Consider the following 25,173-nt stretch of genomic DNA (forward strand, 5'->3'; position numbering starts at 1 on the left):
CTCAGCTTTCCTTCCGAAGGGCCCGGTGGTCAGGCGTCGATGGCGTCGCGGTCGACGCGGTCGGCGGAGTCGATCAACCAGTTGCGGCGCGGCTCGACCTTCTCCCCCATCAGCAGTTCGAGGATCCGCTCGGCGGCCTCGACGTCGTCCAGGGTGATCCGGCGTACCGTCCGGGTGGCCGGGTTCATCGTGGTCTCCCACAGCTCGTCGGCGTTCATCTCGCCGAGACCCTTGAACCGGGGCACCGGGCTGACGATCTGCTTGCCGGCCCTCTCCAGCTTGCGCACCGTCGCCTCCATCTCCGCCTGGGTGTAGGTGTAGACGGTCTCCGGGTTACGCCCCCGCGTGGTGATCTTGTGCAGGGGTGGCATCGCGGCGTAGAGCCGGCCCGCCTCGATCAGCGGCCGCAGGTAGCGGGCGAAGAGGGTGATCAGCAGCGTCCGGATGTGGGCGCCGTCGACGTCGGCGTCGGCCATGATGAGCACCCGCCCGTACCGCATCGAGGACAGGTCGAAGGTGCGCCCGGAGCCGGCCCCGAGCACCTGCACGATCGCCGAGCACTCGGCATTGTCCAGCACCTGCTGGAGGTTGGCCTTCTGCACGTTGAGGATCTTGCCGCGAATCGGAAGAAGCGCCTGATATTCCGCAGAACGGGCAAGTCGACCTGTGCCCAATGCGCTGTCGCCTTCCACGATGAACAATTCACTTCTATCGATGCCCGAAGCGCGGCAGTCGACCAGCTTGGGCGGCATGGCCGCGCCCTCCAGGGCGGTCTTGCGGCGGGCGGCGTCCTTCTGCTGCTTCTGGGTGAGGCGCACCCGGGCGGCGTCGACGATCTTCTGGAGGACCGTGCGGGCCTCGGTCTTCGTCTTGCGATCGTCCAGCCAGGACTTGAGGTGCTGCTCGACCACGCCCTGCACGACCTTGGTGACGCCGGCGGTGGAGAGCTCGTCCTTGGTCTGCGAGGTGAACTGCGGCTCGGGCACCCGGACGTGCACCACCGCGGTCATGCCCTCCAGGACGTCGTCCAGGGTGGGCGCGTCCTCCTTGGCCTTGAGCAGCCCACGGGTGTTGCGTACGGCGTCCGCGAGCGTACGCGCCAGCGCCCGCTCGAAGCCCTTGCGGTGGGTGCCGCCGTGCGCGTTGCGGATGGTGTTGGTGAAGCACTCGACGGTGCGCTCGTAGCCGGTGCCCCAGCGGAACGCCACCTCGACCTCGGCGCGCCGCTGCACGTTGGACTGCATGACGCCGTTGGCGTCGGCGGCGTTCTCCCGGTAGCTCCCCTCGCCGGTGACCAGCAGGGTGCCGGAGACGGGCCGGTCGCCGACCGGGGCGAGGAACTCCACCATGTCGGTGAGCCCGTCGGGGTAGTGGAACCGCTCCTCGGTCGGCTCCTCGACGGTGCGGTCGCGCAGGGTGTAGCTGACCCCGGGCACCAGGAAGGCGGTGTGGCGCAGCTTGGCCCGCACCGCGTCGTGGTCCAGCGCGGCACCGGTCTCGAAGTAGCGGGGGTCGTACCAGTAGCGGATCGAGGTGCCGGTGCGCTGGCCGCGCTTTGTCGCGCCGACGACCTGGAGGCCGGGCCCGGGGGTGAACGGCGCGTCGGGGCCGTCGCCGTCGAAGACGCCCGGTACGCCGTGCCGGAACGACATGGCGTGGATCTTGCCGCCCCGGCGGACGGTGACGTCGAACCGGAGCGACAGCGCGTTGACCGCCGAGGCACCCACGCCGTGCAGGCCGCCGGAGGTCTTGTAGCCGGAGCCGCCGAACTTGCCGCCGGCGTGCAGGCGGGTGAGCACCAGCTCGACGCCGGAGATGCCGGAGCGGGCGTGCACGTCGGTGGGGATGCCCCGGCCGTCGTCGTCGACCTGCACCGAGCCGTCGGCGTGCAGGGTGACCTCGATCTTTGTCGCGTGGCCGGCGACACCCTCGTCGGTGGAGTTGTCGAGGATCTCGTTGACGAGGTGACCCACACCACGGCTGTCGGTGGAGCCGATGTACATGCCGGGCCGCTTGCGAACGGCGTCCAGCCCCTCAAGGTGGGTGAGGTCGTCGGCCCCGTACAGGGTCTCAGGCTCTGCGGTCAACTGGTCGTACTCCCCGGTCTCGGCGATGTGCTGCCCCGCACCGTCGGCGGTCGGCCCGGCGCGGGCACGCCGCAGCGAGCGTAGCCGCACGCTCCGACAACCCGTACGGACACCCGCACGGCACGCCGGGGCCGCTGCTGGCGGGACCTGTCGCGGTCAACGCCCCGTCGTCCGGCCTTATGCCCGGCACCGGCGTCCACCGGTGGTCGGGCAGCGCGGTCGGGCAGCCGAGATTTAACCCCCACCTGACCCACAGATCACAAGTGTTTCCCCCTGTTGACGTGCGTCACACACGCGTGATGTCATCACGCACCAGAGGATCTTTCATATTTCTATGAACGGATGGGCAGCCCATGTCCGGGATTCGTCGTACCGTCGGCGCGATGGCCCTGGCCATCGCCACGGCGACCCTCTCCGCCGCCGTCGCGGCACCCGCCCCCGCCTCGGCGGCGCCACCCACGGCGGCGATCGCCCTCGGCGACAGCTTCATCAGCGGCGAGGGGGCCGGCGCCTACCAACCGGTGGTCAACGCGGCCGGCGTCGCACAGGGCTTCCCCGGGTGGACCGCGCCGAACAGCAACGCCTTCTTCTGCCACCGCTCCGGCAACGCCTCGCTGCACACGGCGTCGCTGCCGGGCATCCAGGACCGGTTCAACCTGGCCTGCTCCGGCGGCCAGCCGCACGACATCGCCGCCGCCTCCTCGGCGCGGGCCAATGGCCGGCAGGTCGCCGCCCAGCTCGACCAGCTGCGCGCGGTCGCCGCGACCCACGACATCGACCTGGTGCTGATCGGGCTCGGCTCCAACAACAGCTCGTTCACCTTCGGCGGCGTGGCCGAGAAGTGCGCCAACCGGTTCATCGCCGACGCCTGGACGGGCTGGTGGGAGTTCTGGGCGTACCTGAACGGGCCGGTGGAGCAGAAGCCGTGCGCGGACGCCGACCTGGCCACCGCCGCCCAGATCAGCGCCGCGACGGCCGAGACCACCGCGGCCGTACGCCAGATCCTGACCACCCTGCGCGAGGTGGACGCCGACGGCCAGCACCGGGTGGTGCTACAGGACTACACCAACCCGCTGCCGCTCGACCTGGAGCCCGGCTACCACACGGAGGACAGCCGCGACGACACGCGGGACAAGTTCCGCGCCCTTGGCGCCGAGCGGTACGCGGCCGGCTGCCCGATCCACCGGGCCAGCCTCGCCCCTGGGCACCGGTTCTCGCAGGGCCTCGGCACCATCGTGCGCTCCACCCGGGACACCCTCGCCGGCGAGTTCCCCGGTGCCGACCTGGTCTACCTCAACGTGCAGCGCGCCTTCGACGGCGCCCGGCTCTGCGAGAACGCGGGCAGCCCCACCGGCACGCTGGCCACCCCCATCCGGCTGATGGACAACCCGCCCAACGGCACCTTCGTGACCAGCCTCTCCGGCAAGGACAAGATCGCCATCCAGCGGATCGCGAACACCTGCGTGAGCCACTTCCAGACGTGCCAGGAGTCGTGGCACCCGAACGCCGCCGGGCACCAGGTGCTGGGCCAGTGCCTGACCGGCGCGGCCGCCACCGCCGCCCGCTCGGTCGCCTGCGTACGCGCGTCGAACGGCACGGTCACCGTCTCCTGACCGACCCGTCCCCCGCCGCCCGGACCCCGCTCGGGGCCGGGCGGCGCGCCGGAGGGCAGGCCCCACTCCCCGCTTACCCACCGGTAACCTGGTCGGGTGAACACGGAGGTCGAGTACGCCCAGGAGTTCGTCCAGGTCGAGGGTGCCCGCCTCGGCATCCAGGTCTATCCCGAGCCCGCCGGGGTGGTGGACGCGCCGGTGGTGCTGATCACGCCGGCGATGGGGGTCCGGGCCCGGTACTACCGGCCGTTCGCCGCCGCGCTGCGCGACGCCGGGCTGGCCGTGGTCGTGGCCGACCTGCGCGGCACCGGTGAGAGCACACCCCGGCCGGGCCGGGCCTGCCGGTACGGCTACGCAGAGTTGGCCGCCGACATCGGCGCGGTGCGGGCGGCGCTCAAGCCCCGGCTGGGCGGGCGCCGCACCCTGCTGCTGGGGCACTCCCTCGGTGGGCAGGCCGCCGTGCTGCACCTGGCCCTGCACGGCGAGCACGAGGTGGACGGGTTGGCGCTGGTGGCCGTCGGCATCCCGTACTGGCGCGACTTCGCCGGCGCGCGGCGTTACGGCGTGCTGGCGTCCACCCAGGGCATCGCCGCCACCGCCCGGCTGCTCGGCGTCTGGCCCGGGTGGAGCTTCGGTGGCCGGCAGGCGCGCGGGGTGATGCGGGACTGGGCACACACCGCCCGCACCGGCCGCTTCCCCCGGATGGGCGGGATGGACACCGAGGCGGCGGTGCGCCGGGTCCGCACGCCCGTGCTGGCGGTCAGCGTGGACGGCGACCAGTACACCCCACCGTCCACACTGGATCGGCTCTGCGCCAAGCTCACCGCGGCCCCCGTCGAGCGCGAGCACTACCGGGCGCCGGCGGGCGCCGTCGTCGACCACTTCACCTGGGTACGCGCCGCCGGGCCGCTCGCCGCGCGGGTGGCCGACTTCGCCGCCACCCTGCCCGTACGCTGACGGATCGTCCGGGCGAAGACGTTACGGCGCCGGATCGGGCGGACCGGCCCGGCGCCGGGTACGACGTCGGCGCAGCAGCCTGGCCACGACCATGGGCAGCAGGTGCAGCACGACGAGGAGCGCGACCGTCAACGCGGCGATCTGGCCGACCGAGAGCCCGTGCAGCGCCAACACCAGCCAGGCGCACCCGCCGGTGAGCAGCAGCTGGGTCGCCACCCGCAGTGTCACTCCTCGGGTCGAGGGCTCGGCCGCGTCGGGCCTGGCGGTGCGCCACAGCGCCGCCGCCACCGCCGTGATCGCGATCAGCACCGAGAACTGCACCGCCCACCGGGCGGTCGTCCCGACGCTGGCCCCGTTGGTCGTCGAGGGCGCGGCGATGGTCGAGGCCGCGAACACGAGGAAGGCCGGCGGCCAGGTGAAGACGAAGGCCGTGATCGCGGCCTGCCCGAGCCTTCTCGGCAGACTGGCCTGCGGCTGGACCTCTTCGCCGAGGCGGGCGATCACGTCGTCGGGGGCCCACACGAGCTTGCGGGCCGAGCCCGGTTCGGGCGTCGGGCGCGACATGCGGGCCAGCCTAGTGGTGACGGTGAATCCTTTCCACCCCCGCGCCGCGCCGAACCGGTGACCGGCGATTAGCCGTCCCCGGCGCGGGTAAGCCGCTGCGCCCGACACGGCGGAAGGGGACCTGATGTCTGACAGTCACACCGCACTGCGCTCGATGCATGATCTCGGGCTGGCGGCCTGGTTCGGCGGCTCCCTGATGGGGGTCTTCGGCGTCAACGGTGCCGCGGCCCGGGTCGGCGACTCGACCCAGCGACTCCCGGTGGCCTCCGCCGGCTGGTCACGGTGGACGCCGGTCAACGCGGCGGCCATCGGTACCCACCTCGCCGGCGCGGTCGGTGAGCTGGTGACGGAGAGTCCACGGATGGCCGCCCAGTCCGGTGTCGGCCGGGCGAGCGCCGTGAAGACCGCGCTGACCGTCGGTGCCCTGGCGGTGACCGGCTACAGCCGACTGCTCGGCATGCGGCTGGCCAGGGCCGGCCGGCCGTCGGTCGAGGGCGTCACCGAGCCCAACCAGCAGACGCCGGCGAACGTGGCGTCCTACCAGCGCCAGCTGAAGATGCTCCAGTGGGCGATTCCGGCGCTGACCGGCGCGCTGATCGTGGTCACCGCCCGCATGGGTGAACAGCAGAAACCCGGGCAGGTTCTGCGCGGCGTGCTCGGCCGCGCGAACGGCCTGATGCACGCGTCCCGGACGGCGGGCAAGGGTGCCGGCGGGATGGCGGCGGTGCGGGCGGTCCGGCAGATGGCGATGTCCGGCCGCTGACGGCAGGACCGCGACCGGCCGGACCACCACCGGGTGCCGGCACACCGATCAGCGAGGTGGCCATGACCGACAGGGACAGGCAGGACCGGGGACCGCAGGACGTCGCGCCCTGGGGAACCACGGACGGCGTCGACGCCGATCCGCCGTGGGGCGCCGGTGCGGACTCGCCGATGGACGAGGGCGACGAGGAGACCGCCGTACCCGAGGGCCGGCGCGGCGAGCGGCGGGCGGGTGGCGCGCCCGGGGGCGACGCGGCGGACCGGCCCGCCGGCCGGCACGGTTTCGGCCCGGTGGAGCCCACCCGTACGCCGGTGGCCGGGCCCGGCGCGCCGCCGGACCCGGCGCCGTCGCGACGCAGCTTTCCCAACGACGCGGCCGGCGACGACCTACCGGACAACGCGCTGGAGGAGGCGACCGGCATGCACACGGAGGGATCCTGGCACGGCTGAGCCGTGGGCGGTGACCCCGCGTCCGATCAGGACGGCACGGCCCGCCGGCCGGGGACACCGAGCAGGTCGGCCAGCCGCTCCGCGTCGTGTTGGGCCTGGCCGCCGCAGCAGTTGTTGAACAGCACGTGCAGCTCGTCGGCCTGCCCGGCGAGGTCGACCAGCAGCTCGGACCAGCGGCGCAGTTCCTCGGCACCGTAGGCGTAGCGGAACCGTTCCTCCTTGTCGCCGCCGGTCCACGCGCTGCTGTGGCCGTGGAACCGGATCATCGCCAGGTCGGCGGTGGCGACCGGGATCGGCGGTACCGAGTCCGGGTGCCCCTGCGGCATGTCCACGCAGCAGAAGGTCAGCTCCTGCTCGCGCAGGAAGGCCAGCGTCTCCAGCGCCGCCGTACCGTCGAACCAGGAGGCGTGCCGCAGCTCGACGGCGACCCGCCACGGCCGGCAGCGGGACGCCAGTTCCGCGATCCGTCGTCGGGCGGCCTCGCCGCGGGCCAGCCACGGCGGGAACTGCAACAGCACCGCGCCGAGCCGGTTGGCCGCCGCGATCGGCGCCAGCGCCGCCCGGAAGCGGCTCCACAGCTCGTCGTACGCCGCCGGCGGCAGGTCCCGCCGGCGGATCCGCGCCGGCCCGCCGGCCGGACGGAGGTCGGCGGGCAGGGTGGCGACGGGGGTGGGGTGGCCGGTGAAGAGGCTGAACGCCTTGACGTTGACGGTGAACCCGTCGGGGGTGGCGTCCACCCAGCCCTGCGCCGTCTCCGGCGCCGGCACCGCGTAGTACGACGTGTCCACCTCGACCAGCCCGAACCGGTCGGCGTAGTAGCCCAGCCGCCCGGCGGGGGTGTTCACCTCTCGCGGGTACCAGCCGGAGCGCAGCAGCGTCCGGTCGGCCCAGGAGGACGTGCCCACCTTGATGACACCCATGTAGTTCAGTGGACCGCCGCGCGGGCGAATCGGCAACCGGTGGGCGGTCCCGGTCGCCGGTCGGGTGGTTTGGCCGGCCGTCGACCGGGGAGGCCGTGCGGCAGCGTCACCGACGTCGGGAGGCAAGGATGCGCGCACTGCGGCTGCCCGCCTGGAAGACCGAACCGGAGCTGGTCGAGGTCGACCAGCCGACGCCCGGACCGGGCCAGGTGGTGGTGCGGATCGGGGCCGCCGGAGCCTGCCACTCCGACCTGCATCTGATGCACGACTTCGAGGCGGGCACCCTGCCGTGGAACCCGCCGTTCACGCTCGGTCACGAGAACGCGGGCTGGGTGCACGCTCTCGGTGCCGGGGTGACCGGCCTGGAGGTGGGTCAGCCCGTCGCCGTCTACGGCCCCTGGGGTTGCGGCAGTTGCGCCCGCTGCCGAGTCGGTGCCGACAACTACTGCGAGAACCCGGCCGCCGCGCCGGTGCCCGGCGGCGGTGGTGGCCTCGGCCTCGACGGCGGAATGGCCGAGTACGAGTTGGTGCCGGACGCCCGGCACGTGCTGCCGCTACCCGAGGGTCTGGACCCGGTCGACGCGGCGCCGCTGACCGACGCGGGGCTGACCCCGTACCACGCGATCCGCCGGTCCTGGCCCAAGCTGCCGCCCGGCAGCACCGCGGTCGTGATCGGCGTCGGTGGGCTCGGGCACGTCGGCGTGCAGATCCTCAAGGCCACCACCGCGGCCCGGATCATCGCGGTGGACACCCGGGACGAGGCGTTGCGGCTCGCCGAGGAGTGCGGCGCCGACCTGACGCTGCGCTCCGGCGAGGGCACCGCCGAGGAGATCCGGACGGCCACCGGCGGCCGGGGCGCCGACGTGGTGCTCGACTTCGTCAGCGCCGACGCCACGCTGAAGACCGGCGTGGCCGCCGCGCGGACCGTGGGTGACCTGACCATCGTGGGTCTCGGCGGTGGCTCGCTGTCGGTCGGTTTCTTCACCGTGCCGCACGAGGTCAGCATCCAGACCACGTACTGGGGCAGCCGCCCGGAGCTGATCGAGGTGCTCGACCTCGGTGCGCGCGGCCTGGTCCGGCCGAAGACGACCACGTTCAGCCTGGACGACGCGATGGACGCGTACCGCATGATGCGGGACGGCACGCTGGACGGCCGGGCTGTCGTCGTACCGTAGATTGATCATGTGGTCGCCGCGCTGGAGCTGTACCTGGACACCGTCGCCACCCGACGCATCCGGGTGCTCTGGGACGCCCTGGAGGCCGAGGGGGTGCAGAGCATGCGCTCCCTGCTGGCGCAGCGGCACCGGCCGCACGTCTCGCTCGCGGTCGCGCCGCGCTTCGACCCCGAGCAGGTCACGGCGGCGCTGGCCGGCACCAGGGTGGCGGTGCCGCTGCGGCTGTCGTTCCAGCACGCCGGCCAGTTCGTCGGCCGGGTGCTCTGGCTGGGCCCGGTCCCCACGACGGAGCTGCTCGATCACCACCGGCGGGTGTACGACCGGCTCACCTCGGGCGGCGTCCCGCTGGTCGAGCACTACCGGCCGGGCCGGTGGGTGCCGCACTGCACGCTGTCGATGCGGGTGCCGAACGCGCTGATGGCCACCGCCATACGCCGCTGCCTCGAAGTGCTCCCCCTGGAAGCCACCGTCGTCGCCGCCGCCCTCACCGACCACGCCCGCAACATCTCCCACCCCCTCCCCTAACCCCAATGCCGCTCAGTTAGGGTTCTGGGCCGGTCGTCAACCCTGCTGTGGCGAGGATGTTGATGTTGATCGTGGCTTGGTAGTTGGTGCGGTCGATGGTGCCTTTGGCGCGGTGTTTGGAGATTGCTCGTTTGACCACGTGAGGGCTGACTCGGGTGCGGCGTGGGGGCAGTGGGTCGGCCAGGACTGCGCGGCCGATGGCGCCGACGAGGTCGATGGTGGTCTCGGCGATGACACCTGCGGCGTGGATGATCTGGTCGCGGGCGGCGTGCAGCGCGATGGTGAAGCTGGCCCGGTCGGGGCTGGTCGTGGGTTGGCTGGCGGTGGCGTCAGCCATCGCCAGCCGGACCGCCTGGTAGGCGGCCAGTAGGGCGTAGACCTCCTGGTTTACCCCGTTCGGGGTCCGTGCCCGCAGGACCCGTCCGCCCAGCAGGGTGGACTTCAGCTCCAGGTACGCCGTCTCGATCTCCCAGCGTTGGTGGTAGAGGGTGACCAGATCCAGGGCGGGGAAGCGGCGCTGGTCGGTGAGGGTGGTGATCAACCGGTACCGGCCGACGTGGCGTTTACCGTTCATGCTCACGACGATCTCGGCGTCAACGACCCGGACCGTCATCGCGCCGATGACAGACAGCCAGGACCCGTCGCGATGGCGGCGGATGACGGGCAGCCGCCGGTCGTCCTTGTCGCGGATGAGCAGGTCAGCGCCGGTGCCGGCGAACTGTTCGATCATCTGACGGGCGGCGAACCCACGATCGGCCAGCAGCAGCATTCCTGGGCGCAGGCAGCTCAGCAGCCGGCCGGCGCAGCCCAGTTCACCGATGCTGATCGGCGCGAACACGGCGTCGATGACAGCGCGAGTGCCGCACGCCACGACGGCGACCAGCCGCAGCATCGGATACCCCGACCCACCGTGGCTGCCCGCCTGACGCGGATAGACCCTCAAGTTCGCCGTAGTGTCGGGCACGAACATGCTGGTGCCGTCGATCGCGCACACCAGCAGACCCCGCCACCGGGCGGCCCCCGCCGGCGGACCCGACAGCAGCCGGAACAACGCCACCAGAGGCTTGTCCCCGACCCGCCGGCGAGCCTGCGACAGCGCCGAGGACGTCGGCAGCGCCACTGTCAACCCGTCCAGCCCGGCAACCAACCGAGCCCACACCTGCCGGTAACCGACCTCAGCGAACAACCCCGCCGCGAGCAGCAGATACACCACCACCCGCGACGGCAGATCCCGCACCCGCGACTGCACACCACCGGCCTCGGCCAGCACCGCATCGACCATCTCGAACGGCACCTGCTGCGTCAACTCACCCAGATGACCCGGCGCGAACCGCCCCGCAGCCACCGTGATCGTGGACGTGATGGCAGACTGTTCCAACGGCGGGGCTCCCGGTCCAGAGGCTGTCTTGGAGTGACAAACCTCTATACCGAGACCCCGCCGTCCTCGTCTACCACCACACCCCTTGACACACGCCCCGCCCCCTTAACTGAGCGGCATTGCCCCTAACCCCCACCCTCCCCTCCCCAACCCCACCTCCCTCTCCTCGCCGATCTTGCACTTCTGGTCGCCGATAAGTGCCTTTCTACGGCTTTTGCGGGGACCAGAACTGCAAGATCGCGGGGTTGGGGGTTGGGGGTTGGGGTTGGGGGTGTTAGGAGGGGGCGGGGCGGCCGTGGCGCCAGTAGCCCATGAAGGCGACGGCGCGACGGTCCAGGCCACGCTCGGCGACCAGGTGCCGGCGCAGGGTACGGATGACACCCGCCTCCCCGGCCAGCCAGGCGTAGAGCGGGGCGGTCGGCGGCGCGTCGGGCACCTCCCAGAGGATCTCGTTGTCCACGTCCACGTCGTCGACCTGCGCTGCCGCCGACCCGGCCTCCGTCGGTGACTCCGCCGGTGCGGCCTCCACGCTGGCCAGCAGCTCGGCCGCCGTGGCGGCGACGGCGGCGACCAGCCGGCTGCCGTGCGCGCCAGCGTCCCGGGGCAACCAGGTCACCTCGACGCCGGGCGGTGTGACCAGCGGCAGCGCGTCCTCGGCCTCGGGCACCTCCAGCAGCACCCGGCCGCGCGCGTCGAGCGGCAGCCGCTCGCAGATGCCGGCGATCGCGGGCACCGCCGTCTCGTCCCCGGCCAGCAGCAGGCACCCGGTCGACGGGGGCCGGAACTCGATCCCACCGTGGTCGCCGTGGTACCCCGCGTCCGGTCCCATGATGGCGATCTCGTCGCCCGGGCGGGCCCGCCGCGCCCACCGGGACGCCGGCCCACCGTCGCCGTGCAGCACCAGGTCGACGTCCACCTCACTGAGCTGCTGCCGGACCGCGCGCACGGTGTAGGTCCGGATCGGGTTGCGCTGGTGGTCGGGCAGCGCCCGCCACTGCGCGTACCAGTCCGGCCCCTGCGGCAGGTCCACCCCGCTCCGGTCGGGCAGCGGCAGCGCCAGCTTGATCCGCTGGTCGTAGCCGTTGTCGGCGAAGCGGTCCAGATCCGCGCCGGTGAAGGTGACCCGGACGAAGGACGGGCTGAGCTGACGTACCGCGCGGACCTCGACGGCGAAGAACCGCCACGGCGCGACGGGCAGAGTGTTGGTCATGGTGCCTCTCCGTGTGCGGGTCGGGGTGCTTACCGGGTGTGCGACGCCGCGGCGCGTGACCGCCACAGCAGCCAGACGAAGTAGGGCGTTCCGATCATGGCGGTGACCAGGCCGGCAGGGATCTGGGCCGGGGCGATCACGGTGCGGCCCAGGCTGTCGGCGAGGCTGACCAGGGCCGCGCCGAGCAGCGCGGCGACCGGGAACACCCGGGAGTGCCGGCCGCCGACGAGGGCACGGGCGGCGTGCGGGGCGACCAGGCCGACGAAGCCGATCACACCGACGGCGGATACCGCGGTCGAGGTGAGCAGCGCCGCCGCGCCGAGCGCGACCAGCCGGGTGCGCTCCAGCCGGACACCGAGCACGCGCGGGGTGTCGTCGTCGAGCGTCATCAGGTCCAGCTCGCGCCGGGCGGCCACCACCGCCGGGGTGAGCACGAGCAGGGCGATCGCCACCGGCAGCACCTGGGTGGCCGTCCGGCCGTAGGTGGAGCCGGAGAGCCAGGTGAGGGCCTTGCCGGTGTTCCACGGGTCGAAGGCGACGATCATGAAGGTGATCATTGCCATGCCGCCCTGCCAGGCGCCGAACCCGATCAGGACCAGCCGGTCGGAGCTGAGCCCACCGCGCCACGCCGCGCCGTAGACCAGACCGAAGGCCAGCATCGCGCCGAGCCCGGCCACGCCGGAGACGGCCCAGACCCCGGCCAGCGGCACGAAGGTGAGCAGCGAGACGGCGCCCAGCCCGGCACCTGCGGTGATGCCGAGGATGCCGGGCTCGGCCAGCGGGTTGCGGCAGACCGCCTGCACGGTGGTGCCGGCCACCGCCAGGGCCGCGCCCGCCAGCATCGCCGCGGCGACGCGCGGCCACCGCTGGTCCAGCACGAAGGTGTACGCGGGCCCGGTCGTTCCGTTGATCCAGTTGACGATGTCGCCGAGCAGCAGCCAGGTGTCCCCGGCGAGCATGCCGAGCAGCACCGCCGCGGCGGTGACCGTGGCGGCGACGGCGACGACCATGCGGTGGAAGCCCGCCGAGCGGACGGCCGCGTGGCCGCCGGGCGGGCGGCGGGTGGGGCCGGCGTCGCGGTGCCGGCGGGCCAGCCAGATCAGGATCGCCGCGCCGAGCAGGGTGGTGACCACGCCGGTGGGGATGTCGACGCCGGCCTGTCCGCCCATCAGGGCCCGCAGCAGCACGTCGGAGCCGAGGACGATGATCACCCCGGCGATGCCGGAGAGCGGCAGCAGGATCCGGTGCCGGTGCACCCCGGGCACCAGCGGGCCGAGCAGCCGGACGATCACCGGCGCGCAGAGACCGACGAAGCCGACCGGGCCGGTGAGGGTGACCGCCGCGGCGGAGAGCAGCACGGCGAGCACGGTGACGATCAGCCGGGTACGCCGTACGTCGATGCCGAGCACGGTGGCGGTGTCGTCGCCGAGGGCGAGGATGTCGAGGCGGTGACCGAGCAGCAGCAACGCCGCGATGGCCGCCCCGATCACGGGGGCGAGCTGGGTGAGCGCGTTGAGGTCGCTCTGCACCAGGGAACCGCTGCCCCAGGCGAACAGGCCGATGGTGGCCTGCTCGAAGAGCAGGAGCAGCAGGGTGGTCACCGAGGCGAGCGCCAGCGCGGTGGCCGAGCCGGCGAGGATCAGCCGGGTGGTGCCGGCCTGCCCGCCGGCCGACATCGCCATCACCAGGCCGGCGGCGGCGAGCCCGCCGCAGAAGGCCAGGCCACCGGCGGGCAGCGCGGGCAGCGCGATGCCGAACGCGGCCACCGAGACGATGGCCAGGTGCGCGCCGGCGTTGACGGCGAGGGTGTCCGGCGAGGCGAGCGGGTTACGGGCGATCGACTGCAACGCCGCACCGGCGAAGCCGAGGGCGACGCCGATGGTCAAACCGGCGAGCAGTCGCGGCAGCCGGGAGGCGATCAGCACCCGGGCGGTCTCGTCGTCGCCGCCGCTCAGCAGGCGGAGCAGGTCGAGCGCACCGACGGAGGAGGTGCCCTGGGTGAGGTGCACCGCCACGACCACCAGCAGCAGCGCGGTGGCGGCGGCGAACGCACCGACGACGCGGGGCGCGGAGAGGCGCCCGGCCGGAGCCGGCTGGACGGCCGACTCCGGACGCGGGGGCGCGGACAGCGTGGTCACACCGCGTAGGTGTTGACGAACTGGTCGATGTACTGCTTACCGGAGAGCGTCCCGCCGAAGGTCCAGATGCCGTCGGGCATCCGGTGCAGATTGCCCTGCTTGACGAAGGGCAGCGACGTCCAGATCGCGTTGCCGGCGAGGCCGTCGGCGAAGACGTCGGTGCCGTCCGAGGCGTTGTAGAAGAAGTGCAGGTCCGGGCTCTTGAGGACGGTCAGGCCCTCGACGTCGGTCTGGCCCAGGCCCCACGCCTCGTCGGTCTTGCCCTCCCAGGCGTTGGTCAGGCCGAGCGCGATGCCGATCTGGGAGACCAGGGCGCCCTGGCCGAACATCCGGATGCTGACCGTGCTGCCCTCCTTCCAGCCGTCGGCGATGACGAACGGCTTGCCGGCCGCGCCCGCGTCGGCGATCTTCTTCTTGCCGTCGGCGATCGCGGCGTCGAAGTCGGCGAGCAGCTTCTCCGCCTCGGCCGTCTTGCCGACCGCCGTGGCGATCATGTTCAGGTCGGTACGCAACCGGCCGAGGTTGTCCGAGGCGTCGGTGCCCTTGGCGACGAGGACCGGGACGTACTTCTCCAACTGGCTGATCACGTTGGCGCCGCGGTCGTCCTCCATGATCACGAGGTCGGGCTGCAGCGCGACGATCGAGTCGATGCTCGGCTCGCCCCGCGTGCCGACGTCCTTGACGTCCGCGTCGAGCTTGGCGGCGCTCACCCAGGTGGCGTACCCCTTGGGATCGGCGACACCGACCGGCATGACGCCGAGGCTGACGAGCATCTCGACCTCGCCCCACTCCAGGCCGACGACCTTGGTGGCGGGGGCGTCGAGCTTGATCTCCTTGCCCCGGCTGTCGGTGACGGTGACCGGTCCGCCGGCGGCGGGGGCGGAGGCGGCGGGCTCGGTCGGGTTCTCGGTGCTGCCGCAGGCGGCCAGCAGCACCGCGGTGGCGGCGGCCACCAGGGCGGTTACTCGGGTACGGGACATGATGTTCTTTCTCGGGTGGGGTTCGTGACTGGTCTGTGCTCAGACCGGGATGCGGGTCAGGTGCCGGCCGACAGGGCGGGTGGTCACCAGTCCGCTGAACGAATCGGTGGTGACCTCGATCCGGATCCCGTAGGTCTCGGTCAGGTCGTGCTCGGTGAAGACCTCGGCCGGGGTGCCGGTGGCGCGGACCCGGCCGCCGTGCAGCAGCACCACCTCGTCGGCCACCGCGGCGGCCTGGTTGAGGTCGTGCAGCACGACGCCGACCGCGACGCCGTGGTCGTCGGCGAGGTCGCGCATCAGGTCGAGGATCTCGACCTGATAGCGCAGGTCGAGGAAGGTGGTGGGCTCGTCGAGCAGCAGCACCGGCGTGTCCTGGGCGAGGCAGGTGGCCAGCCAGACCCGCTGTAGTTCGCCGCCGGACAGTTCGTCCACCGGCCGGTCGGCCATCGCGGTGACCCCGGTGACCTCCATCGCGCGGGCGACGGCGGCCGGCCCGCCGGGATCGTCGGCCCGCCACCGGCCCCGGTACGGGTGGCGACCGTAGCCGACCACGTCACGGACGGTGACTCCGCTGGGGATCGGCCGGCTCTGGGCGAGCAGGGTGACCCGGCGCGCGTACTCCTTGGCGGGCAGGCCGGCCGCCTCGGTCCCGTCGGCGAAGAGCACCGTGCCGCTGTCGACCGGATGCAGCCGGGCCAGTGCCCGCAGGAGGGTGGACTTGCCGCTGCCGTTCGGCCCGACGAGAGCGGTCACCGCGCCGGGACGCAGGGCGATCGCGGCCCCGTGCACCACCTGCGTGCCGTGGTAGCCCAAGTGGAGATCGACTCCGCGGAGGCTCTGCTCGGCGCCACTCGACACCAGTCCGCTCGACATGCGGTTAGGCTAACCTAACCTAAGTGCCTGTCAAGACGCGGGCCCTTGTCGCCTTCTCCGCCTCGACGACGACGTCGGCACTGGTGGACGCGGTGCGACAGGCCATCCTGACGCCGCGCTGTCCGTCCCGCCGGGCATCCGCCACGGCCGCCTCCCGGGACCGGGCGCCGACACCGATCGGGAGCCAGCCGCCAGGCGGGACGAAAACGATACCGGGGTGGGAGGACAGACCGGCCGGAGCAGCGGTAACGTTGCGCGTCATCCGCCGCCGGCCCGCCGGTGCGGCGCTCTGCGATCGTACGGAGGATGGGGCATGTCCATCGGCGACGAGCCGTTCGCAGCCCGCGACGACCTGGCCTCGCGGCCGAGCTTCGAGGTCGCCCTGCGCGGGTTCGACAAACGGCAGGTCGAACGCTACGTCGAGCAGATGGACGGCCGGCTCGCCGCGATCTCGGCGGAACGGGACCGGGCCGCGGCGCACGCGCGGGAGCTGACCGGCAAGCTCCAGGCGTTCCAGGCCGAGATGGCGGAGCTGCGGCAGCGTCCGGCGCAAGTGGACAAGGCCACCTTCCATGACGTGGGCCCGATGGTCGGCCAGATCCTGGACCTGGCCGAGAAGCAGGCCGCGGCGATCATCGAGACGCACACCCAGCGGGCCACCAAACTCCAAACGGAGGCGGAGAAGACGCTCGCCAACGCACGCGAGCGCACCGTCAAGGCGCTGGCCGACCTCGAGGAGGAACTGGCCGGCCGGCGGGCCGAACACGAGAAGACGTACGAGGAGCTGCGCGCGGCGGCCGATGCGGAGCTGACCGAGACCCGCGAGCGGGCCGAGCAGCTGCGCGCCGAGGGTGAGGCCGCGCACGAGCGCGCCCAGCAGGAGGCGCAGCGGATCGGCGAGCAGTGCCGCCAGCAGATCGAGCAGGCCCGCTCGGCGGCAGAGGCGCTGACCACCTCGGCGCGTACCCAGATCCACCAGGAGATCCAGGCCGCCCGGTCGAAGAGCCAGCAGGAGCTGGCCCAGTGGCGGGCCACGGTCGAGGAGGAGCTGGCGGAGCGGCGGGCCGCGGCCGAGGAGGACCTGGCCGAGCAGCGGGCCGCCGTCGAGCGCGAGCTGGCCGCCCAGCGGGCCACCGCGGAGCAGCGGGTCAGCTCGATGATCGCGGACGCCCAGCAGTACTCCGCGGAGATCCGCAAGCGCGCGGACGAGCAGGCGGCCGAGGTACGCAGGCTCAGCGACGAGCACGCCGCGGCGGCCGAGGAGCAGCTCCACACCGTACAGCTGGCGGTCGGCGAGCAGCAGCAGGCGCTGGCGCAGCTGCACGAGGAACTGGACGAGGCCCGGCAGCAGCTCGACGAGTCCCGCCGCATCAAGGACGCCACGGATGCCGAGTGGAACCGACTGCGCCGGCAGCTGGAGGAGACCAGCCGCGACCTGGCGGCGGAGCGCCAGCGACTGGACGAGGTGCGTCGGGCCGCCGAGGCCGCCGAGCGGCACGCCAAGGAGACCCGGGCGCGGGTGCAGCGCGAGGCCAAGCGGGTCGCCGACCTGGCGGCAGCGGCCGTGATGGCCGCCGCGGCCGGTGGCGGCGAGACCGCCGAGTACCCGATGGTCGCCCGTGCGGCGACCAGCTGGGCCGGCGGCGATCCGGCCACGCCGGCCGGCGGCGAGCCCGAGGGGGGCACCGACCCCGCCTCCGCCGAGGACGCCGACGGGAACGGGTCGGCCGCGGAGCGGGCGGTGGCCGACGGCGCCGGTCCTTCCACCTCGGAGCGTAACGGCGTCGTGGCCGGGCGACCGGGGCACCCGCAGGCCGGGAACGGCGCGTACCCCCTGCCCGATCCGGTGGCCCGCGCGGCGGCGGCGGTGGCCGCCGGCGGGCCGGGGGGCATCAACTGGTTCGCCGGTCAGGCTGCCGAGCAGGCCGGACAGTCCGAGCAGGCCGATCGGGCTGATCGGGCTGATCGGGCTGAGCACACCGAGCAGGCCACGCACGCCGAGCGGCCGGCGGCCACCTCGACCGATGCCGACCGGTCACCGGAGCCGGCGGCGAACTGACCTCGCACCGGCGAACCCGTACGCCGGTCAGGTCAGAAGGGGCGGCGAGGCAGCCAGCCGAGGAACCGGTTACGCGCCCGGGCCAGCGGCAGGCCCGGCAGGTCCCGGGCGGCGGCCAGCAGGCACGAGCCCAGGTAGACCGCGAGTGCGGCACGGGCGCCGCCGAACTCCGCGAGCAACTGGCTCTGCTTGACCGCACACGGCCACTCCTGTCCGCAGCCGGTGCAGGTCCAGGCCGGCGGCGAGGGCAGGTGCTCCGGGGGCTTGGCCGAGCGGTAGCGGGTGGTGGCACTGTTGCGACTGCGGACCCGGGTGGGCATCCCCAGCGGGTCGCCCGGCGCCGGCCGCCGGGCGACGAACAGTTCCCGGCGCGCCACCCCGAGTGCGCCACCCACCCGCACCAGCGCATCCGGCCCCGGCCGGTAGCCGACCAGGGCGCCCAGCACATGGTGCCCCAGCAGGTCGAACGTGTCGGGCTCCAGGCCGAGGTCCCGGCACAGCGCGATCAGCCGTGTCGGCGCCGCCACCCGCTGCTCCACCAGGGCAGAACGCAGCAGGTCCCGTAGCCCGTCACCGAGGGCGGACAGACGGGCTCCCATGATGGCGGTCAGGAGTGTCTCCCCGGCGATCCGCCGGAGCGCTTCAGCCGTCGCCCGGCGGACGACGTCAGTCGGATCCTTGGTCTCCAACACCCATCCCTTCATCCGTTGGTCGATCAGCTACCTCTCGTTCGACACCCTTCGCATGATCACGGCCACGGTCGGTTGTCGGCTAGGCCGGTGCGCGCACGCCGGACGGCTCCGGCTAGCCCGAAAACGAAGCTCCCCCTGACGTCGGCAACGATCGAGTCCCATCGCCGCGACGCCGGAAATCCCCACGAAAACTTCGTGGGATTTCCTCCTTTGTGGATACCATCGATGGGAATCCCGGCTCTGCCTACCCTGCCGCTCACCGGATCCACCACGTCCCGCCAGGCTCCGCTCGACACGCGGCAGCACCCTCCGTCCAGGTCGATGGAGACGTAGTGACGACGAAGGTTCCGACCGCCCACCGGTTCGACAGCCAGGACCCGGCAACGATCCACGGCTTCCTGACGAGCGCCTACGGCACCGAGGTCGTGATCCGCGCGGCCGCCGGGACCGGCTACCGGTTCCGCCATCATCGGGTGGACGCCGGCCCGTTCTGGTTGGAGGCGATGGACCAGACCACCCGACTCGATATCGATGTCGGACCGACCGCCGCCCTGGTGGTCGGTCAGGTCGTCAGCGGTCGCGTCGATCGCCACTGCCGGAATGTGGACGGTCGGTTCGGGCCGGGCGACGTCTTCCTGGCCGCCGCACCCGGCCTGCCCTACTCGGTGCGCTGGCTGCCCGGCAAGGTCACGATGTGCCTGCTGGGCCTTTCCGTGCTGGGCCGGGTCGCCGGTGGGGCACAGCCCGACCCGGCCACCACGGTCCAGTTCACCGGGCTGACGCCCATCTCGCCGGCGCTGACCCGGTTGTGGCGGCACACCACGAGCTACCTCAACCACGTGGTGCTCGGCAACCCGCACGCGTACCGGGAGCCACTGGTGATCGCCAACGCCGCCCGGCTGCTGGCCGCCTCGGCTCTCGCGGTCTTTCCGCACACCACCGCGGGCTGGCCGACCGCGACGGACCGGCGCGCCGCGACGACCGCGACGCTGCGCCGGGCGACGGCGTTCATTGAGGAGTACGCCGACCGCGACATCGGGGCGGCCGACATCGCCGCCGCGGCCCAGGTCTCGCTGCGGGCCCTGCAGCTGGCCTTCCGCCGTCACCTCGATACCACCCCGATGGCGCACCTGCGCCGCGTCCGGCTCGACCGTGCCCACCGCGACCTGCTACAGGCCGACCCACGGCAGGAAACGGTTTCGGCGATCGCCTCGCGGTGGGGATTTCTCAGTCACAGCCGGTTCACCGCCCGCTACCACGCCACCTACGGGATACCGCCAAGCCGCACACTACACGCCTGACCGGTGCCTGACCGACCGCCGCCGGCGGGTCACCGTCCAGACGATGGCCCGCTACCGCGGCGGGTGCCAGAATCGCCACATGCGGCGTGCGCTCGTCGACCGGAACGACGTGTTCGACCAGGCCTGGCGCTCGCTGAACACGCCCGGGTCGGTGCTGCTGGAGGGCCCGGCCGGCATCGGGAAGACCGCCTTGCAGCGGGCACTGGTCGCCGAGGCGACGCAGGCCGGCTGGCACGTGCTGGCCTGCGCGCCGACCGAGTCCGAGACCGACCTGCCCTTCGCCGCCCTCGCCGACCTGCTCCGCCCACTGGCGGATCTGGTGCTGGGCCTGCCACGTCCACAGCGGATCGCGGCCGAGATGGTGCTGCTCACCCACGACAGCGACGAAACCGTCGACGAGCGGGTGGTCGGAGCGGCAACCCGCTCGCTGCTGGAGGCCACGCTCGCGGCCGGCCGGCCGGTGCTGGTCGCCGTGGACGACGCGCCGTGGCTGGACCGGCCGAGCGAGCGCGCGCTACGGTTCGCGCTGCGCCGGGTCGGCCCCGGGCTGGCCACCCTGGTCAGCTCCCGCACCGACCACGCGCCGGCACTACGGGCCGCGCCTCTCGGGCTCGACACCTGCCCCGGTCCGCTGACCCGGCTGCCCCTGGCACCGCTGGGCGTCGGGGCCCTGCACCACCTCCTGCGGGAGCGGACCGGTGCCACGCTGAGCCGCCCGCTGCTCGCCCGGATCGCCCGCGAGTCCGGCGGCAACCCGCTCGTCGCCATCGAGGTGACCCGCGCGGTGCAGCGGCTGCCGCGGCCGCCGGAGCCGGCGCAGGATCTGCCGGTGGCCTCGTCCATGCACCAACTCCTCGGTGAGGTGCTCGCCCGGTTGCCGGCCCGGTGCCGCGACGCCGTACGGCTGGCCGCCCTGCTCGGCGTACCCCTGCTGCGGGACCTGGCCGCGGCGGGTTTCCCTCCCGCCGCGTTCGACGCCGCCGAGGAGGCCGGGCTGCTGGCGGTCGGGCCGCTGCGGGTGGAGTTCACCCATCCGGTCCACGCGGCGGCGGTTCGCGCCGGCATCCCGCCCGGTGTCCGGCGCGGCCTGCACCGCCGGCTGGCCGAGGTGGTGACCGACCCGGACGAGCGCGTCCGGCACCTGGCACTCTGCACCACCACGGCGGATCCGGTGGTCGCCGACGCCCTCGCCGCGGCCGCCGCCCGGCAGCACGTCCGGGGCGCGCCGGAGGCCGCCGCGAACCTGTATGAGTCGGCCGCGCGGCTCACCCCGACCGATGACGAAGCCGGCCGCGGGCGGCGGCTACTGGCGGCGGCCCGCTGCCGGTTCGGGTGCGGAGACCATCCCGGGGCACGAGCCGCCGCCGACGCGGTCGCCACCGGGTTCAGCGGCGAGGTTCGCGCCGAGGCGCTGCTGCTACGCGCGGTGGTCGCGTGGAGCGCCGACGAGTCGGGCGGCACCGCCGTCGAGGCCGCCGAGCGGGCACTGGCGGCCACCCGGCCGGATTCCCCGCTGGCCGGTCGGATCCACGCCCACCTGGCGCTCTTCGTCGACCTGCCGGACCCGGCGCGGACGCACGCGGAGGCCGCCATCGCCCTGCTCACCGGTCCCGACGGCGACCGCACACTGCTGGCCGCGGCGCTGCTGTACCTGTTCTTCCACGAGGTGCGCGCCGGTGAGCCGCCCCGCACCGAGTTGCTCGACCGCGCGCTGAAGACGGAGGGACCGGAGCCGTCGTGGCTGGCCGGCACGATCCCGGCGATCTGGTGGAAGGCGATCGACGATCCGGCGCAGGCCCGGGCCCGGCTGCGGACGATGCTGGACCTGGCCACGGCCCGGGGTGACGAGCCGTCACAGTACGAGCTGCTCAAGCACCTCGGCGAGACCGAACTGCTCGCGGGGCGCTGGGCGGCGGCCGAGCGGCACATCTCGGCGGCGCGCGAACTCGGCGAGTTGCTGGGCACGGAGGCGACCGCGGAGACCTGGCTGACCGGCCTGCTCGACGCCCTCCGCGGCCGGCTCGACGTGGCGCAGCAGGTGGCCGAGGCGGGCGTCCGGCTCGGCGAGCAACTCGACGACGACTGGTGCCTGCGCATCCACCTGCAACTGGGTGCGTTCGTCGCGCTCTGCGCCGGGCGGATGACCGAGGCCGCGGCCGGGTACGGCCGGCTCGCCACGACGGTCGATCGGCTGGGGCTGGCCGAGCCCCTGGCGCAGCGCTTCGAGGCGGACTGGATCGAGGCGTGCGTGGGGGCCGGTGATCTCGTCACCGCCCGCACCGCCCTCGACCGGTTGGCGCAGCGCCACCGGCGGCTGCCCCGCCCCTGGACGCTGCTGGGCCTGGCGCGCAGCCGCGCCCTGTTGGACAGCGCCGGTGGCGTCGACCCCTCGGCCGCCCTGGCCGACCTCGCCGCCGCGCGCGCCTCGGTGCCGCCCGACATCCTGCCGCTGGACCGGGCCCGGTGCCTACTCGTCGCCGGCGTGGTGCACCGCCGGTCGCGCCGTAAGCGCCCGGCCCGGGAGGCGCTGCGAGACGCGGCGGCCGAGTTCGACGCGATCGGCGCGTCGGCGTTCGCCCGGCGGGCCCGGGCCGAGGGGGCCCGTCTCGGCGGGCGCCCACCCGCGCCGTCGGACCTCACCGCCACGGAGGAACGGGTCGCCCGGCTCGCCGCGCAGGGACGGACCAGCCGGACCATCGCCGACGAGTTGTTCGTCAGCCCGAAGACGGTCGAGACGAACCTGTCCCGGGTCTACCGCAAGCTGGGCATCTCCCGCCGGGCCGAACTCGGTGCCGCGCTGGCCCGGGTCGGTGGGCCCGACGAGCGGGGGCGCCGGACGGAACCGGCGGCATCGAAGGCCGGTGCACCGTCCGGTGCCCTCGGCGGCGGCAAAGGCTAGGGAAACACCGGATTCCTCCACGGCTGGCCGACCGTAGCGTCAGGACGTCACCTGCCGGAGCCCGGTCCGGGTGGCGGCCGGGTGGGAGAAGGGAACAGAACACGTGCGGCGACTGATCCTGCCCGTGGTCCTCGCGGCCATGCTCGCGCTGACCGGCTGCGACAGCACCGAAACCCCGCCGCCGGAGGCGGGATCCGGCACGGACGCCGACCTCGACCTGCCCGCCGGCGACGCCGGTACGCAGCGTCCGGCCTGTCCCTTCACCGCGGCCCAGATCTCGGAGTTCGTCGGCCAGTCGATGGTCGACGACGGCAACTGCAGCTTCGGCGACGGCAAGGGGGTGGCCACCCTCTCCGTGACGACCGCCTCCCAGCTCGCCGGCGAGACGACCTACGACTACCAGCGCCAGCAGGCCGGTCAGATCTACCAGACGGTGACGGATCTCGATGGTGCCGGCAAGGGCTACCTGGCAGTCAAGGACATCGGTGCCGAGGCGGTGGTGGTCGGCGGCGCCGGCAGCTTCACCGTGACCCTGAGCAGCTTCGAGCGCCTCGGCGCCGAATCCGACGGGTACGAGCGGGCGCTGCGCCGCCTGCTCGACGCCCTGCCCCGCTGACGTCGGCCGGAGGAGACGACCGTGAGGTACCTGAGGCTCGCCGGCGCGGCAGCTGTCGCCGTGACCGTGCTCGCCGCCTGCGGGGGTGACCCGGGCACCGGGGCGACCCCACCATCGCCGGCCGAGGCCGTGGCGCCGGTCGAGGCGACCGGCGCACCCGAGCCGCCGATCGACGCGCCACAGGTCGACGCGCCCGAGATCGACGCCTGCGCGCTGGTGTCCAAGGCGGAGGCCGAGAAGCTGGCGGGCACGCCGCTGGAGGACGCGGTGTCGGTCCGCGAGACCTGCACGTACACCGGGCCGGTATCGGGGCCGTTGGCACAGGTGGAGGTCTTCGTCGGCGATGGGGCGCAGAAGATTCTCGACATCGACCGCGAACTCGGGCACGAGTTCGAGACGCTCTCCGGAATCGGGGACGAGGCGCACCTTCAGGACGGCTCGGTCTTCGTGCACGCCTCCGGGGTCTGGGTCGCCATCCGGCTGGTCCGGCTGGACGACATGGCCACGTACGACAAGCGCCTGACGGAGCTGGCCCGGACGGTCGCCGGGCGGCTCTGACCCGACCGGGCCGGGCCGGTCACGCGCGGTCCGGCTCGGCCGGGTAGTCGGCGGAATCATCGGCGCGCCGCCGGGCGAAGCGCTCCCGGACGACGGTGCTGGCCTCCTCCTCGCCGCAGCCGAGGCTGCGCAGCAGGTCGGTGGCGACGGTGCGGATCTGGGCCACCACCACGCTGCCGGAGAAGCCGACCCCCTCGTCGTACGCCTCGGCCGCCCGGTCCACCGCCTTGAGGACCAGCAGCTCGGACCGTTCCGTGTGGTGCCCGCTCTCCGCCTCGATCTGGAGCAGCGCGAGGGCGTCGCCGAAGTCGTGCACCGCGCCCGGCAGCCCGGGTGGGACGGGTTCGCCGTCGCGGACGGCGGTGGCCCCCCGGCGCAGCATCTCCTGGCTGCCCCGGATGGCCAGGTCCAGGTAGCGCGTGCCGCGTTGGTAGTGCTCGAACTCGCGCCGCCGGTGCCAGCGGGCCGGCGAGACCGCCACCGCCTCCTCCGCGCCGGAGACGGCGTCGTTGAGCAACGCGAGCTGAGAGTCCAGGGCGCCCAGTTCGTCCCGTGCCCGGGCCACCATCTCGGCGTCACCGCTGGACATCCCGTCCGCGGCGGCGTGCAGGTGTTCGATCAGGGCCGCGAAGAGCGGGCGCGCGGCCTTCTGGATGATGCGCAGCGGGTTGGCCGGCAGGACGGCCACCACCACCACGGCGGAGAGCCCGCCGATGATCGCGTCGATGATCCTGGGTACCTCCAGCCCGCGCTGGAACGGCGCGAGCGTGGCGATCAGCACCGCCGTGCCGCCCGCCTGGGTGACGACCTGGCCGCCCCGACTCAGCGTGAGGGCGAGCAGGATGGCCAGGGTGACCACGGTGCCGATCTGCCAGGGTCCGGTGCCGATGATCGCGATCAGGGCATCGCCGACCAGGAGACCGGCCAGCACCCCGAGCAGCAGCTCGACGGTGCGGCGGGTGCGGCGGCCGATCGCGGCGGCGATGGTGCCGACGGCAGCGGTGGGAGCGAAGACCGGCGACGGGTGGTGCAGCACCTCGTGCGCCACCGTCCAGGCGAGCGCGGCGGCCACCCCGGCCTGCACGGCGAGGATGGCGTACAACTCCAGGGTCCGGCGCCGCTCCCGCCAGCCGACCCGCCGGCTGAACCCGCCGACCGCCCCCGCGACCCCGGCCTCCACCCGGCGCGCGGCGCCCCGCGCCCGGCCCCAGCCCCGCTCGCCCGCCGCCACCACGCCGCCGACTACCCCGCCGGGCCGTGCTCATTCACCGTCCGGCGGTACCAGCGGTGGCGGCGACATCGCGATGTGTCGATTGACAAAGTTGTTGATCCAAACTTATGGTGCGAGCCGGCCGGATGTTTCCGGTGGTCCGGCGACGCCCGGCCAGCCACCCGTCGACACCATCACCACACGAG

The 25,173-nt window shown here is 73.4% G+C and carries 21 protein-coding genes; 11 read left to right on the plus strand and 10 right to left on the minus strand.

The window, feature by feature from the left end; genetic code table 11:
- Nucleotides 1-29: 29 nt before the first annotated feature.
- Nucleotides 30-2,087, minus strand: a complete 2,058-nt coding sequence (locus O7615_RS33440; protein WP_278182329.1) for a DNA topoisomerase IV subunit B — start codon at nt 2,085-2,087, stop codon at nt 30-32.
- Nucleotides 2,088-2,440: 353 nt separating this feature from the next.
- On the opposite strand from O7615_RS33440, the gene O7615_RS33445 reads away from it, so the two are divergent.
- Both O7615_RS33445 and O7615_RS33450 read left to right on the plus strand, forming a co-directional pair.
- Nucleotides 2,441-3,700, plus strand: coding sequence for a hypothetical protein (locus O7615_RS33445; RefSeq protein ID WP_278181787.1), 1,260 nt, complete (start codon nt 2,441-2,443; stop codon nt 3,698-3,700).
- 96 nt (nt 3,701-3,796) lie between these two features.
- The gene (locus tag O7615_RS33450; protein ID WP_278181788.1) at nt 3,797-4,657 is read left to right on the plus strand and encodes an alpha/beta fold hydrolase; all 861 of its coding nucleotides are present in this window, start codon (nt 3,797-3,799) and stop codon (nt 4,655-4,657) included.
- Between the two features lie 21 nt (nt 4,658-4,678).
- On the opposite strand, the gene O7615_RS33455 is transcribed toward O7615_RS33450, so the two are convergent.
- Nucleotides 4,679-5,221 (minus strand): hypothetical protein, encoded by a 543-nt coding sequence (locus tag O7615_RS33455; protein ID WP_278181789.1) that lies wholly within the window; start codon nt 5,219-5,221, stop codon nt 4,679-4,681.
- 124 nt (nt 5,222-5,345) lie between these two features.
- Between O7615_RS33455 and O7615_RS33460 the strand changes: the two genes are divergently transcribed.
- Both O7615_RS33460 and O7615_RS33465 read left to right on the plus strand, forming a co-directional pair.
- Complete coding sequence (locus O7615_RS33460; RefSeq protein WP_278181790.1) at nt 5,346-5,984, plus strand: hypothetical protein; 639 nt, start codon at nt 5,346-5,348, stop codon at nt 5,982-5,984.
- Between the two features lie 62 nt (nt 5,985-6,046).
- The gene (locus O7615_RS33465; RefSeq protein WP_278181791.1) at nt 6,047-6,433 is read left to right on the plus strand and encodes a hypothetical protein; all 387 of its coding nucleotides are present in this window, start codon (nt 6,047-6,049) and stop codon (nt 6,431-6,433) included.
- 26 nt (nt 6,434-6,459) lie between these two features.
- On the opposite strand, the gene O7615_RS33470 is transcribed toward O7615_RS33465, so the two are convergent.
- Nucleotides 6,460-7,353 (minus strand): DUF72 domain-containing protein, encoded by an 894-nt coding sequence (locus O7615_RS33470; RefSeq protein WP_278181792.1) that lies wholly within the window; start codon nt 7,351-7,353, stop codon nt 6,460-6,462.
- Nucleotides 7,354-7,481: 128 nt separating this feature from the next.
- Between O7615_RS33470 and O7615_RS33475 the strand changes: the two genes are divergently transcribed.
- A complete protein-coding gene (locus O7615_RS33475; RefSeq protein ID WP_278181793.1) occupies nt 7,482-8,528 on the plus strand; it encodes an NAD(P)-dependent alcohol dehydrogenase in 1,047 nt (348 codons plus the stop codon).
- A gap of 9 nt (nt 8,529-8,537) precedes the next feature.
- Nucleotides 8,538-9,053 carry a 2'-5' RNA ligase family protein gene (locus tag O7615_RS33480; protein WP_278181794.1) on the plus strand — a complete coding sequence of 172 codons (516 nt, stop codon included), beginning with the start codon at nt 8,538-8,540 and terminating at the stop codon, nt 9,051-9,053.
- A 16-nt stretch (nt 9,054-9,069) separates the two neighbouring features.
- On the opposite strand, the gene O7615_RS33485 is transcribed toward O7615_RS33480, so the two are convergent.
- The 5 genes from O7615_RS33485 to O7615_RS33505 all read right to left on the minus strand — a co-directional run bounded on the left by O7615_RS33485 (nt 9,070) and on the right by O7615_RS33505 (nt 15,632).
- Complete coding sequence (locus O7615_RS33485; protein ID WP_278175131.1) at nt 9,070-10,431, minus strand: IS4 family transposase; 1,362 nt, start codon at nt 10,429-10,431, stop codon at nt 9,070-9,072.
- Nucleotides 10,432-10,705: 274 nt separating this feature from the next.
- Entirely contained in the window at nt 10,706-11,641 is a 936-nt protein-coding gene (locus tag O7615_RS33490) for a siderophore-interacting protein (RefSeq protein WP_278181795.1), read from the minus strand.
- A 29-nt stretch (nt 11,642-11,670) separates the two neighbouring features.
- Nucleotides 11,671-13,779, minus strand: a complete 2,109-nt coding sequence (locus O7615_RS33495; RefSeq protein ID WP_278181796.1) for an iron ABC transporter permease — start codon at nt 13,777-13,779, stop codon at nt 11,671-11,673.
- The gene (locus tag O7615_RS33500; RefSeq protein WP_278181797.1) at nt 13,776-14,759 is read right to left on the minus strand and encodes an iron-siderophore ABC transporter substrate-binding protein; all 984 of its coding nucleotides are present in this window, start codon (nt 14,757-14,759) and stop codon (nt 13,776-13,778) included. Before O7615_RS33500 ends, O7615_RS33495 begins: the two co-directional genes overlap by 4 nt.
- Before the next feature lie 39 nt (nt 14,760-14,798).
- The gene (locus O7615_RS33505) at nt 14,799-15,632 is read right to left on the minus strand and encodes an ABC transporter ATP-binding protein (RefSeq protein WP_278181798.1); all 834 of its coding nucleotides are present in this window, start codon (nt 15,630-15,632) and stop codon (nt 14,799-14,801) included.
- Nucleotides 15,633-15,945: 313 nt separating this feature from the next.
- Here O7615_RS33505 and O7615_RS33510 point away from each other — a divergent pair, with 313 nt between their 5' ends.
- Nucleotides 15,946-17,691 carry a hypothetical protein gene (locus tag O7615_RS33510; protein WP_278181799.1) on the plus strand — a complete coding sequence of 582 codons (1,746 nt, stop codon included), beginning with the start codon at nt 15,946-15,948 and terminating at the stop codon, nt 17,689-17,691.
- Between the two features lie 32 nt (nt 17,692-17,723).
- On the opposite strand, the gene O7615_RS33515 is transcribed toward O7615_RS33510, so the two are convergent.
- Nucleotides 17,724-18,383 carry a hypothetical protein gene (locus O7615_RS33515; protein WP_278181800.1) on the minus strand — a complete coding sequence of 220 codons (660 nt, stop codon included), beginning with the start codon at nt 18,381-18,383 and terminating at the stop codon, nt 17,724-17,726.
- Nucleotides 18,384-18,715: 332 nt separating this feature from the next.
- On the opposite strand from O7615_RS33515, the gene O7615_RS33520 reads away from it, so the two are divergent.
- From O7615_RS33520 to O7615_RS33535, 4 genes are all read left to right on the plus strand, one after another.
- Entirely contained in the window at nt 18,716-19,684 is a 969-nt protein-coding gene (locus O7615_RS33520; RefSeq protein WP_278181801.1) for a helix-turn-helix transcriptional regulator, read from the plus strand.
- A 79-nt stretch (nt 19,685-19,763) separates the two neighbouring features.
- The gene (locus O7615_RS33525) at nt 19,764-22,583 is read left to right on the plus strand and encodes a LuxR family transcriptional regulator (protein WP_278181802.1); all 2,820 of its coding nucleotides are present in this window, start codon (nt 19,764-19,766) and stop codon (nt 22,581-22,583) included.
- Nucleotides 22,584-22,686: 103 nt separating this feature from the next.
- Complete coding sequence (locus tag O7615_RS33530; RefSeq protein ID WP_278181803.1) at nt 22,687-23,199, plus strand: hypothetical protein; 513 nt, start codon at nt 22,687-22,689, stop codon at nt 23,197-23,199.
- A gap of 21 nt (nt 23,200-23,220) precedes the next feature.
- Nucleotides 23,221-23,757: a hypothetical protein gene (locus O7615_RS33535; protein ID WP_278181804.1), complete on the plus strand. Its 537-nt coding sequence runs from the start codon at nt 23,221-23,223 to the stop codon at nt 23,755-23,757.
- A gap of 19 nt (nt 23,758-23,776) precedes the next feature.
- Here the strand turns inward: O7615_RS33535 and O7615_RS33540 are convergent, their stop codons facing one another.
- Nucleotides 23,777-24,991 (minus strand): FUSC family protein, encoded by a 1,215-nt coding sequence (locus O7615_RS33540; protein WP_278181805.1) that lies wholly within the window; start codon nt 24,989-24,991, stop codon nt 23,777-23,779.
- Nucleotides 24,992-25,173 lie beyond the last annotated feature (182 nt).

Origin of the sequence: Micromonospora sp. WMMD1082, assembly GCF_029626175.1 — a bacterium.
In the GTDB taxonomy this organism is placed as follows: Bacteria; Actinomycetota; Actinomycetes; order Mycobacteriales; family Micromonosporaceae; genus Micromonospora.